9 protein-coding genes, 1 tRNA gene and 1 pseudogene are annotated in these 12,769 nt (G+C 47.3%); 7 read left to right on the forward strand and 4 right to left on the reverse strand.

The genetic code is table 11. The annotated features are described in order from the left end of the window. Window position 1 precedes the first annotated feature (1 nt). Both F384_RS30465 and F384_RS16940 read right to left on the reverse strand, forming a co-directional pair. Window positions 2–2,967 (reverse strand): annotated as a pseudogene (locus F384_RS30465) (ATP-binding protein). Continuing rightward, entirely contained in the window at window positions 2,949–4,112 is a 1,164-nt protein-coding gene (locus F384_RS16940; RefSeq protein ID WP_046498332.1) for a DNA cytosine methyltransferase, read from the reverse strand. Before F384_RS16940 ends, F384_RS30465 begins: the two are co-directional and overlap by 19 nt. Before the next feature lie 411 nt (window positions 4,113–4,523). Between F384_RS16940 and F384_RS16945 the strand changes: the two genes are divergently transcribed. The 4 genes from F384_RS16945 to F384_RS16960 all read left to right on the forward strand — a co-directional run bounded on the left by F384_RS16945 (window position 4,524) and on the right by F384_RS16960 (window position 8,707). After that, window positions 4,524–4,817: a hypothetical protein gene (locus F384_RS16945; RefSeq protein ID WP_046487470.1), complete on the forward strand. Its 294-nt coding sequence runs from the start codon at window positions 4,524–4,526 to the stop codon at window positions 4,815–4,817. An 85-nt stretch (window positions 4,818–4,902) separates the two neighbouring features. Continuing rightward, window positions 4,903–5,814: an ArdC family protein gene (locus tag F384_RS16950; RefSeq protein WP_046487476.1), complete on the forward strand. Its 912-nt coding sequence runs from the start codon at window positions 4,903–4,905 to the stop codon at window positions 5,812–5,814. 357 nt (window positions 5,815–6,171) lie between these two features. Continuing rightward, window positions 6,172–7,791: a MobH family relaxase gene (gene mobH / locus F384_RS16955; RefSeq protein WP_046487478.1), complete on the forward strand. Its 1,620-nt coding sequence runs from the start codon at window positions 6,172–6,174 to the stop codon at window positions 7,789–7,791. Next, on the forward strand, window positions 7,781–8,707 hold the full coding sequence (locus F384_RS16960) for a tyrosine-type recombinase/integrase (protein ID WP_046487481.1): 927 nt from the start codon (window positions 7,781–7,783) through the stop codon (window positions 8,705–8,707). Before mobH ends, F384_RS16960 begins: the two co-directional genes overlap by 11 nt. Before the next feature lie 148 nt (window positions 8,708–8,855). Here F384_RS16960 and F384_RS16965 read toward each other — a convergent pair. After that, window positions 8,856–8,940, reverse strand: a tRNA-Leu gene (locus F384_RS16965). A gap of 201 nt (window positions 8,941–9,141) precedes the next feature. Between F384_RS16965 and ahr the strand changes: the two genes are divergently transcribed. Continuing rightward, a complete protein-coding gene (gene ahr / locus F384_RS16970) occupies window positions 9,142–10,161 on the forward strand; it encodes an NADPH-dependent aldehyde reductase Ahr (protein ID WP_046487483.1) in 1,020 nt (339 codons plus the stop codon). Window positions 10,162–10,185: 24 nt separating this feature from the next. Here ahr and idnK read toward each other — a convergent pair whose 3' ends face one another. Further along, window positions 10,186–10,728 carry a gluconokinase gene (idnK, locus tag F384_RS16975; protein ID WP_046487486.1) on the reverse strand — a complete coding sequence of 181 codons (543 nt, stop codon included), beginning with the start codon at window positions 10,726–10,728 and terminating at the stop codon, window positions 10,186–10,188. 217 nt (window positions 10,729–10,945) lie between these two features. Between idnK and idnD the strand changes: the two genes are divergently transcribed. After that, on the forward strand, window positions 10,946–11,989 hold the full coding sequence (gene idnD / locus F384_RS16980; RefSeq protein WP_046487490.1) for an L-idonate 5-dehydrogenase: 1,044 nt from the start codon (window positions 10,946–10,948) through the stop codon (window positions 11,987–11,989). Between the two features lie 11 nt (window positions 11,990–12,000). Beyond that, a complete protein-coding gene (idnO, locus tag F384_RS16985; RefSeq protein ID WP_044327256.1) occupies window positions 12,001–12,765 on the forward strand; it encodes a gluconate 5-dehydrogenase in 765 nt (254 codons plus the stop codon). The last annotated feature ends 4 nt before the right edge of the window (window positions 12,766–12,769 follow it).

A 12,769-nucleotide genomic window follows, 5' to 3' on the forward strand; every position in this document is an offset into this window, starting at 1 on the left:
ATCACATCTCCAACCCATTAAACTTTATAATAAAATTAGCGCCATCGCGAATCAAATAAACACCACCATCTTTTACATCCGAATACCATATTTGATGATGGGCAACTGCTAAATTTTCACGACATAAATATAAGCCAACCCCATGGCCATTTGTTCTCTTACTGTAAAAGAGTTCAAAAAGCTTTGGTATATCATCTTCATCCACAGCGGGCCCCGAATTAGCCAATATGACTAGGTCATCAACCAGATCAATGTGAATAACCCTTTTGTCTGCTAAATTTACCCAATATAATGCATTATTTATGAGATTTATAAAAACAGGATAAATTCTCGATGGCAAATCGACGATTGTGATGTTTTTAAAAGCATCTCCAAATTTTAAATCGACACGTTGCCGTTCAAATCTATCACCAAAGAACTTAATAATATGATCATGTATATTTTTCCCCGAAATCCTCTGGCGAGACTGATAGCCAGATATTTTTAATGGAGAGAGAAATCTAATTTGCTGAGTCAATGACTTATGTGCATTATAAGCTAACTCATAACCAGGATGTTCCTTTGCAACATATGGAAGTGCATTTAATCCACGAGTAACTAAAGCATCCATCTCCTCTAACTCATGCGAGAGAATTTCGACACTAATCCCCAATTGAGCCAAAGCATTTAAGCTTTTTGTTTTTCCTCAAAATAGACTTTTTCTTCTTCTGACATAGAAAATGCTGAGTCAAGATTTATTCCATCATATAATCTATCCAATCCTTTTAAAATAGATTCATATTTAAAAGACAAAAAATCCGTCAACTCTATATATACGCTGTCAAGATTATTCAGCACTTGTTCTATGTTCGAATTATCGTCTATTTCATCAACCAAACTTATACACCTACTATAATAAATAGAGCGATCATCTTTTATTTCTGCACTCCACTTAGATAATAGATTGTTATTTTTCTCGTTGATACTGGTAACAAACTTAGTAAGTTTTGAATTAATCATTCCTTGATTTTTTTCAAGGTGACGTTTTGCAAGTTGTGATGGCTCAAGCTTATTCAACTCGGAGTCTAACTTATTAACAATCAGTTTCATTTGTAGTACATATGCAGAAAATTCGTTGTACTTATCTCTATAATCACGATACTTTTCTTCATATATACCGAGCTTTGGAGGTTTAACCGGAGTTTTTATTTCAGTTCGCACTAAATCTAAAATGCTCAGCTCTTCATCAAGTTTTCTTATTTTATTAAGATCAATGTTTTCGCTTTTTTCTAAGGAATTTTTTAAAGATATTATGCTATTCAGAGAATCATCTAAAATAGGTTTTTGTTTTTTTAATGCTTCCGAAAAACTCTTTTGCGTCGACTTTCTAGCCTGTTGCTGTGCAGCCTTTCTTAACTCCCGTTCTTTTTTCACTTGTGCGAGAAGTTCTTTTCTTTCTTCGGATTCGCGACCAAAAAATTTATCAGCTAAATCGGTAAGTAAATCAGCGACTATAGTTTTTAACTCTCTTGCCGCCTGATTCCTAATAAACCCCTCCCTACCAGACTTATCTTTTAGTTCTCTATTTTCATCCTGTGCGATTCCTATATAACCAAAGAGCCGTCTGTTAGACCAGAAATAGCGACCAGCATTTAATGAGCGTCTCTCTTCAATCTGAAAGAAATCATTATCAACACGACCATATGGGAGAACACGAAGATTATCTCTAAAGACCATTAAGCCTGCATATTTTTTTGCCTTTGCTAAAAGATTTGCGTGCTCTCTTGCTGAGTGGGTTGTATTTTCAAAATTAAATTCAAATGTTCCAAAACAAAGTTCAAAAGGACCAACACCAGAGTATTCACTAACATTTATATTAGGTTGGATTATAACATCCCCCTTATCTTCACCAAAGGCTGTCACTCGCCCCCTGAACCATCCTTTAGAGTCAATACTGCCCACGACAGTATGCTCAAGAGCATTAAAGTCATGTCGACCAAAGACATCCGTTTGGCTTAGAATTTGATGATAGCTACCATTTTTCCTAATTGTAAAAATCCCGTAAGAAAAGGAATCATCTTTGCATAAATAGGGGTTAACAAATGCCCGGAGTGTATCAACTAAACTTTGCTCAATATCAGCCAATTCAATATTGTCCTTAGCCATATCTCCTGTATTAGTTAACAATGATAATTCTCTACCCAGCTCTAATAAAAATAGAGCTGTCCCATGTTTTTCTCCATCGAGTTTCTCTACTTTATTCAAGAAATCATTCCAGGAAGAATATATATCAGAAAAAACAACATCCTCTGAGCAAAAATTTAAAATCTTTTCCTGTGTTGTTGTAATATCCTTGTTATTGGATAACTCTATTTCATCTAATGAAAAACGCTCCCAAGCCCTACGTCTTAATTGTTCATTTTCACTAATATTACAAATACCTTCAAAATAAACATTTTTTTTCAACTGTTCTATCAGTTGAACCAATACTCCTGATGCTTCGTCAAGTGAAGTGAACTCAGCCGAAGGTACTGTTACATCTTCAAATGATAGATATGGATTTTCAAATAAACGCCAATCAATTAAAAGTGCAGTAAAACCAGTATCAATTTTTTTTGTAATCAAATAAGTTACAGGCGATAAAAATGCAGCAGACAAACGGCCTATTCCTTTCTCACCTTGCGTTTTTCTGAGTGCTAAACCAAATCGATCTTTTTCACTAAGAGCTTTCTTCTTTGCTTTTGATTCAGTTCCAACAATGAGCCAGTTGTCTACAAGTTGTTCCAAGGACATACCGCAACCATTGTCAATCAGCGCACCGCATGGGCGAACTCCATCGATTGTATATAGCGCAACATCCCGAGCATAAGCGTCATAAGAATTTTTCCATAACTCACTAACCGCTGTAGGGCAATCTGCAATCTGCCCTTTCCCCAAATGCTCGATAGTTCTAGCCCTAGCTTTAAACGTCAAAGTTCTTGTTTGCATGCAATATCATCCTCCTGACTCTGATGCCTTATAATATTGACGCATGAATTAAGTAATACCTTTCCCATTAATATAGGAACAGCATTCCCCACTTGTTTCCCCTGACTAATTATCCCACCAGAAAATATATAGTCATCGGGAAATGTTTGAAATCTAGCAGCATGTCTGATAGAAATCCCATGATTCTCCCAAGGATGAAGAAAACGTCCTTTGGATGGATTAAAGCAGCCTGTTGTTATTGTTGGGCCGGGCTGAGCTAGGCGTATTCTTCCATAAACATCTTTATGGCCACCATAGCCAGCAGCATGACAAGGAAGTCTAAAATCAATATCCTCACGACTACCATTAATAGGAGTCTGCGAAAACCTATCAATCATATATTCAGCATGGTTCATATGTATGTTTGATGAGTCATCACTACAAGTATCACTTCTCTTCTTATAGAAGATTAGATTTGCCGTTGACTCTGCACCGATTTTATTTTCTATTTTTCTAATAATATCTAAGGATGGTCTTTCAAAAACTTCAGATGAATTTTTCCACTGTGGTTCTTTATCTTTGAAATGAGTGCTAACTGGCGGCCATGTAACTTCACCTATATTAACATCACTGCGAAGCCCCAAAATGAAAACCCTATTCCTATTCTGAGGAACACCATAATCTTTAGCATTTAATTTGACAGGGCCAATTATTTTATAATTATTACATTCAGCCAATGATTTAAACTTATTTAAATACCCCTTGTGTTTTTCCCACAAAAGACCAGGAACATTTTCCACTAAAAATAATTTAGGTTTAAAAACCTTCACAAAATCAAAGTATCTAATCAATAAATTATTTCGGGGATCGTCAACCCCAGAATTTTTTATCCTATGTGAAGAAAACCCTTGGCAGGGCGGCCCCCCAATAATAATATCGAGTTCACCTTCAAGTAAAGACAGGTCTTCCATCATAGATATAGGTGATATAGACATAATATCCTGATTGAGGAGCTTTATATTATTTTCTCTTTTTCTTATTAAATTATCTCTATATGTATCACACGCATCTTTGTCCAATTCAATTGCTGATAAAACATCAATACCCAATTCCAAAGCAGCCAAAGAGAAGCCTCCGGCCCCTGAAAAAAGATCTATGGCTTTAATTTTACTCAATTTAGTGACCACTCTAATAATTATCAACAATTAATGACCGATTTTACAGGATACTTGTGCTTACCACAAACAAAAGAAGATTACTAGATATGGGTAAAATATCCGGCATTTCGCATTCAGAGTGAAGCGCTAGTCCATACGACAATTTGATACTAAAGCAATTTTACGTTTAGCCCCTCGATTGAGGATTCTCATATCTAACAATAAGAGCTACCATCACAGATGTTCACTCGCAACCAGAGCCTTCAGGTTGCCACCTTCCCGGTGAGGCTCGCCTTTTCGTCCGCTCCGTATCATCCTCGCGGACAGCGCTCAGCGCCTGATACATCCTCTACCCCACCAATGCAGGGAAACTCTCCCTGTCGGGCGGTGTTTCCCTGTTTTTTCTACTGGAGAAACACCATGCCAACTTCATCCACCACGAAAGCAACATCTTTATCGTTGTCTGTCTCATCTGAGGCCTGGGAAAAAGTAGTCAGTTTTCCACCCGATCCCTCTCAGGAAGACGACCGCCTCGAAAACCTGATTGTCGCGACCATGCTGACATTCAAAAGCGCTGGTGCAGCTCGTAAAAGTATCAATTTCGGTCTGTATTGTCTGCCCGCTGACGGCAGCAGCAATGTACCGCTGATGACGCCGCTACGCTTAACGCTTGAAGATAACCACCTGCTGGTTACTGCTCTTCATACCTGCTGATTGCCTCAGCATCCTTAACTCCCCTCGCCGGGCGATTCCCGACAGGGAGCGCTGTACCCGGCTTATTTATCATGAGGTTACGCTTATGAACAGAAGCATCGATCTTTACCAAAAAGTCACTGACGAAATCATCGCCGCGCTGGAAAAGGGCGTGATCCCCTGGGTTCGCCCGTGGCGGGAAGGGGAACCGGTGGTGCCAATGAATGCCTTATCCGGGCGGCTGTATCATGGCATCAATATTCCTTTGCTCTGGAACAGTGCGGAACGACAGGGATATGAGAGCGATCGCTGGCTGACCTTCACACAGATTCGCAATGCGGGCGGTAGCATCCGCAAAGGCGAAAAATCTACACTGGCAGTGTTTTATCTGCCCCAGCAGCGAGAGGTAGTGGACAGCCAGGGAGTCGTCGTTATGGATATTGACGGCAACCCTAAAATCACGACTTATGCCGTCGTGCGTGAATTCCGGCTGTTCAACATTCAGCAATGTGATGGTCTGCCAGACGCTTTTTCGCAGCCGGTCGTGATGGTCGATGATCCCATCACCGCCGCTGAACAGGTTGGTCGACAAAGCGGAGTGGTGATCACCCACCGACGCCAGAATCGTGCGTATTACTCACCGGGACGCGACTGCATCGTCATGCCCCATCCTGAACAGTTCGATTTACGTGACGATTATTATGGCACGCTGCTGCACGAACTGACGCACGCTACCGGGCACGCCTCACGGCTGAACCGGGACGGCATCACCGCCGGAAAGCATTCCTTTGGCGATCCAGTGTACAGTTTTGAAGAGCTTGTCGCCGAAATGGGTTCAGCATTCCTGTGCGCCCATGTCGGTATCCAGGCAAAACTACAGCATGACAGCTACATCGCATCGTGGCTTAAGATATTGCAACAGGATAAACGTGCTATTTTTCGGGCCAGTGGCCTGGCGCGCAATGCCTGCGAATATCTGCTTGAACGGGCGCAACAGCCGCTGGCGCTGAGCGCATGACCTGTATATCAACGGTGGAGCATCCCTGCTCTGCCGTTTTTCTTCGCCCGATGAAATTTGCGCAACGAATAAATAATTTCCTCCCAAAAACAACGGCACAAAAAGGCAAAATATAAAAGGTTAAGGGGAAGAGATTGAAGGGGGAACGGGCTTACCCGAAAAGGGGGCTTCCCTTCGTTTTTCGATTTGCAGATGCGCTGGTATTCCTCTCCCTAAAGGGCTGTCGCAAACGGCATTCATATCGGCTTAGTCGGTTTGTACTCGTTTATCCCGGTCACTTACTGATGTAAGTACCTGAGGATTTTCTGCATCAATACCTTCCTGCAACTCAAAATCAATCAGGGACAAAGGGCCATCATGCGGATATGGCTGATGTGCAAGAAACAAATCACCACACCATCCACTGGCGAACTGATTGCCACTGAGGGCTGGCTGCAACCTGAATCTGCGCAAACGTTGTTGGCTGACGCATCCCGCCGACAGCTTATCCAGTTTATTCGCCAGAGTACCGCGCTCCCCGCTTCGCTGTTTGAAAGCTTCTGGCTGACGCCACTCCATCGTTTTGCAGAACTGGCGCAGTCGTTTCCTGCGTCGGAAAATCACCACCACTCCCATGCGGGAGGCCTGCTCGATCACAGCCTCGAAGCCGCCTGTTATGCCGCACGGCTGCGGCAGAGTTATCTTTTCCCCCCTGATGCTGCACCAGAAGATCAGGCCGCACAGTCTGAACGCTGGACAACGGTCATCATTTACGCCGCGCTGTTGCACGATATGGGTAAGCTCGTCACCGATATCGAAGTGGAAGATGCCAGCGGGCAGCGATGGTATCCATGGCATGGGCCACTAAGTGATCGCTATCGGTTCCGTTATCTGCCGCAACGTGATTATCTGCGCCATCCGGCTGCGGCAGCTATCCTGCTGACTCAACTTCTGCCGCCGAAAAGCCTCGACTGGCTCGCCGCTGACGCGGTTGCATTATCCACGCTCCTTCACTGCCTGAACGGACAATATCAATATGCCGGGCTGGCGGGTGAACTGGTGCAAAAAGCCGACCGGGCGTCGGTGGCGTTTTATCTCGGTGGCGATCCGGTTAAGGCTATCCATCGTCCACAAACCTCACTGCCGCAGCAAATCATCGCTGCACTGCGTGACCTGCTGACGCATGAATTTCGGCTTAATAACCCGAACGGCGGTTCCGACGGCTGGCTGACAGACGAGGCGCTTTGGCTGGTCAGTAAGAACACCGCCGACGCCATTCGTGGCTGGCTGCTGCGCCAGGGCATTGATGCAGTGCCACAGCATAACGTGCGGCTGTTTGACGAGATGCAGTCACACCAGTTGCTTATACCCTGCGAAGACAAAGCCATCTGGCGTTGCCGGATTGAGGCCAGCGGCGGCTGGAGCAGCGAACTCACCCTGTTACGTTTTTCACCCTCGCTGATTTGGGAAAACCCACAGCAACAACCTGTACTTTTCACTGGCAGCGTTACGCCTGTGGCGGAATCTATCAACAATACAATCTCAGAGGTTGTGGCGAATGTTACACCTGAGCCTCTGCCTTCCATTTCTGAGCCAGACGAAACCCCACTGTCTGGCGAAGCATTCTGGCAATGGCTGGTCAATAACCTTCAGGCGCAACACCTGGAAGTCAACGAACCTAACGCCAGAGTCCACACTGTCGCCGGAACGGCATTCCTGGTGACACCCGGTATTTTCAAACTCTGGCTGGATAGCTGCGGCCAGAATGTTCCTGCGGAGCGCTGGCGGGAGGTGCAGAAAGCTTTTCAGGATCTGAATCTTCATCGAAAACGAAAAAATGGACTGAACATCTGGCAATGCGCAGTTGTCGGCCCACGCCGTAGTTCACGCCTGAAGGGATATTTGCTTGACGATCCCACACAACTTTTTGGAGATGACGTTCCTTTTAACAACCCTCATCTCTTACTCAGTGAAGGAGAAAGTGAGAATGACCTTTGAAAAGCTCCTGGAAGAGTATTTTTTTGCCCGACTATTGCGCCCTGACACCCAGGATTGTTATCGCACGGCAGTGAAACAGTTTAACCACTGGCGCAATGTCCTGCCTACTGAAGTCACACCCCATATGGTGCTGGAATGGCGCAGCTATCTGCTAAACGTGAGGTGTATCAAACCCGTGAGCTGGAACCACTATATGCGCCACCTGCGGGCACTGTATAACTTTGCGATTGAACAGGGACTGCTCACTCAATTCACCAACCCGTTCCAGAAAACCTCATTACGGGAATCACGCAAGAAAAAGAAAACCCTGAGCCGGGAGCAAATCCTGAATTCCCGTAAGGTGCTGAACCATTTCATTGAACGGGAGAAGGCACAGCGTGGCTACCGATCTCCCCTCTGCCCCGCCTGGTTCTGGCTGGCGATGATAGAAACGTTCAATTACACCGCTATCCGGCTCAATCAGCTTCTGCATCTGCGCGTCCGGGATATCGACCTTAGGGACAACACACTGTTTATCCGCAGCGAAGGCAGCAAAAGCCACGATGAACATATCGTTCCTGTCGCTTCGCGGCTGCGACCTTATCTGGAGCATTTATTGTTGCAGGCGAAAATACAAGGGATGCGGGGAGACGACCAACTGTTCAATATTAATCGCTTTAGCCAGTGGACCCGTCGCCAGGGCAAGACGATGACGGAGAACCAGATAAGCTATTTCTTCGCGAAACTGAGCGATGCCTGCCACAGTCGTTTTTCATCGCACCGCTACCGCCACACCGTCGCGACTGAGCTGATGCAAAAACCAGAGCAGAATTTGTATGTCACGCAGAAATTACTCGGCCACCGGGATATTAAAGTGACACTCAGCTATATCGAACATAATGTCGAGATGCTCAGAAGTTGCGTTGAGAGAGATTGACAAAACAGGGAGTGAGTGAAAGGATCCGACCTGAGGCTTTATAAACAAAAAAGCCAGAAACCCGACGCTTTTATTAGAACTGTCGATTTCCGGTCTTATTGTGTAACGCTCTGATTATTGTGAGTTTTACGATTACCATTATCGTTTTTGGTGCCGAAGGCCGGACTCGAACCGGCACGTATTTCTACGGTTGATTTTGAATCAACTGCGTCTACCGATTTCGCCACTTCGGCACTGAAGAGGTACGCGGAAAACGTTGTGGATTATACCTGTAGCACGCAACCATGCAAGCGCTAGCGTGTGTCTTCTCCGTTAAGTGTCGAAAAAATCAGCATGCTTCTCCCTATTCCTCTTCTCAATCCCCTCTTCTGCAAAGCGACGCCGTTTTCCATGCTCTACACTTTCCTGTTCAACACCACACTGAGGGAAACACGATGTCGATGATAAAAAGCTATGCCGCAAAAGAGGCGGGCAGCGAACTCGAACTCTTTGAATACGATGCGGGCGAACTCAAGCCTGAAGATGTCGAGGTGCAGGTCGATTACTGCGGTATTTGCCATTCCGATTTGTCGATGATCGACAACGAGTGGGGATTCTCTCAGTATCCGCTGGTTGCCGGGCATGAGGTGATTGGTCGCGTGGCCGCTCTCGGCAGTGCGGCGCAGGGGAAAGGGCTGACGATCGGCCAGCGCGTGGGGATTGGCTGGACGGCGCGAAGCTGTGGGCATTGCGATGCGTGTATCAGCGGCAATCAGATCAACTGTCTGGAAGGCGCGGTGCCCACCATTCTCAATCGCGGCGGCTTTGCCGAGAAGCTGCGCGCAGACTGGCAGTGGGTGATCCCGCTCGCGGAAAACATCGATATTGAATCCGCCGGTCCGCTGCTGTGCGGCGGTATTACGGTGTTTAAACCGCTGCTGATGCACCACATCACCGCCACCAGCCGCGTCGGGGTGATTGGTATTGGCGGACTGGGGCATATCGCGATTAAGTTGCTGCATGCGATGGGGTGTGAAGTCACCGCGTTCAGCTCTAACCCGGCGAAAGAGAAAGAAGTGCTGGCGATGGGTGCCGATAAAGTGGTGAACAGCCGCGATCCGCAGGCATTAACCGCGCTGGCGGGCCAGTTCGATCTCATCATCAACACCGTCAATGTCGATCTCGACTGGCAGCCTTACTTTGAAGCGCTGGCCTACGGCGGCAACTTCCACACCGTCGGCGCGGTGCTGAAACCGTTGCCGGTACCCGCATTCACGCTGATTGCCGGCGATCGCAGCATCTCCGGTTCGGCGACCGGTACGCCATATGAGCTGCGTAAGCTGATGAAGTTTGCCGGGCGCCGCAAGGTCTCGCCGACCACCGAACTGTTCCCGATGTCGCAAATCAACGAGGCTATTCAGCACGTGCGTGACGGCAAAGCCCGCTACCGCGTGGTGCTAAAAGCCGATTTCTGACGGTCTGGCTCAGCGCCTCCTTGCTCAGAGTGAGGCGCTGAGTCGCTCCCGCGCCTGGCGAAACGCCAGCACCGCCTGCTGGCACTGCGCCGTCACATTCTCAATGTCATGATTAATGTCGATACGCGCAATATCGGTTTCCTCCGCCAGCGGACATTCCAGTGCCTCAAACTGACTTTTCAACAGGCCGACCGGCATAAAGTGCCCTGCCCGACGCTGCATCCGCGCCAGGATAATGTCGTAGTCGCCATCCAGCCAGAGAAAATGCACGTTAGGACTGCCTTTGCGTAAAAAATCGCGATACTGTTTTTTTAATGATGAGCACACAATAAAACCCGTCTCATTTTTTTTATACAGGCTATAGGAAGCATCATTTAATCGCGCTAACCACGGTAATCGGTCTTCATCGGTTAACGGTATTCCCTGAGACATTTTATCAATGTTTTTGGCAGGATGGAGATCATCGCCATCAATGAACTTCGCCGATAATAATGCGGCCACCTTACTGCCAATTAACGATTTACCACTTCCTGAAACGCCCATCAAAATATAGCTTTCCCCGGCCATGTAAAACCCTCTGCGTCATATTCCATGGCGCGATACTACGCCTGCACAATCGACAATTTCACGTTTTTTTATTTCCATAGATAAGAATTATAAAGCGCATCACGTTATGCGTAACATTGTAGTGTAACAATTTTCCAGCGTGATGCCGATCACAAATAAGGACAATGAAAACCGCTTAAATGCACCGGAGATGAAGACCTGACCCAGTGAGGCATTTATGGAAGTGAAAACTCAATCCTGCGTTGTCGCGGGTAAGCGTTCTGTTGCCGTAACACAGCAGAATATCGAATGGAATAACAAAGGCACGCTCGTAAAAATAACCCGCGGAGGAATTTGCGGCTCCGACTTACATTATTATCAGGAAGGCAAAGTCGGTAATTTCACCGTCAAAGCGCCGATGATTTTAGGCCATGAAGTTATTGGCAAAGTGGTCCATAGCGATTCAGAAACATTACGCGAAGGACAATCAATTGCCATTAATCCGTCTAAACCGTGCGGCCATTGTAAATATTGCCTTCAGCATGAAGAAAACCAGTGTACTGAAATGCGCTTTTTTGGCAGCGCAATGTATTTTCCACACGTCGACGGCGGCTTTACCCAGTTTAAAACGGTCGATACCGCCCAGTGCATTCCTTACCCGGAACAGGCAGATGAAAAGGTCATGGCCTTTGCTGAACCGCTGGCGGTGGCCATCCATGCCGCACATGAGGCTGGCGACCTGCAGGGTAAGAAAGTGTTTATCTCTGGCGTCGGTCCCATCGGCTGCCTGATCGTCAGCGCGGTGAAAACGTTGGGCGCGGCGGAAGTGGTCTGTGCCGATGTCAGCCCTCGTTCGCTGTCGCTAGCTCAGCAAATGGGCGCGGATACGCTGGTAAATCCTCAGCATGACTCCATCGACCAGTGGAAAACGGAAAAAGGCTATTTCGATATCAGCTTTGAGGTCTCGGGCCATCCCTCCTCCATCACCACCTGTCTGGAAGTCACCCGTGCAAAAGGGGTGATGGTGCAGGTCGGGATGGGCGGTGCCGTTCCGGACTTCCCGATGATGATGCTGATCGGCAAAGAGATCGCCCTGAAAGGCTCTTTCCGCTTTACCACCGAATTTAACACCGCGGTCTCCTGGCTGGCGCATAACGTTATCGATCCGCTGCCGCTACTGAGCGCGGAATATCCGTTTACCGACCTGGAACAGGCGCTGATTTTCGCCAGCGACAAAACCCAGGCGGCGAAAGTTCAGCTCGTCTTTGAGAATGAAAAATAAGGAGCAATATCATGAACGATCTTTTTTCACTGGCAGGTAAAAATATTCTGATCACCGGCTCCGCCCAGGGGATCGGTTATTTGCTGGCTACGGGTCTTGGCAAGTATGGCGCGCAGATTATCGTTAACGATATTACGTCGGAACGGGCAGAAGCCGCCGTCGCAAAACTGCAACAGGAAGGGATCCGCGCCGTTGCCGCCCCTTTTAACGTGACGCATAAACAGGATATCGACGCCGCGATTGACCATATCGAAAAGGATATTGGCCCGATTGATGTGCTGGTCAATAACGCCGGGATCCAGCGTCGCCACCCGTTTACCGAATTTCCGGAGCAGGAGTGGAACGATGTGATTGCGGTCAACCAGACCGCCGTGTTCCTCGTCTCCCAGGCGGTAACCCGTCGGATGGTAGAGCGCCAGGCCGGGAAAGTGATCAACATCTGCTCGATGCAGAGCGAACTGGGTCGCGATACCATCACGCCGTACGCCGCATCGAAAGGTGCCGTGAAGATGCTGACTCGCGGGATGTGCGTTGAGCTGGCGCGCCATAACATCCAGGTTAACGGCATCGCGCCGGGGTACTTCAAAACGGAGATGACCAAAGCGCTGGTTGAAGATGAAGCCTTCACCTCATGGCTGTGCAAACGTACGCCTGCCGCCCGCTGGGGCGATCCGCAGGAACTGATTGGCGCAGCGGTATTCCTCTCCTCCAAAGCCTCGGACTTCGTCAACGGGCACCTGCTGTTCGTCGATGGCGGCATGCTGGTCGCTGTATAACGTC

The organism is Citrobacter amalonaticus Y19, assembly GCF_000981805.1.
GTDB lineage: Bacteria > Pseudomonadota > Gammaproteobacteria > Enterobacterales > Enterobacteriaceae > Citrobacter_A > Citrobacter_A amalonaticus_C.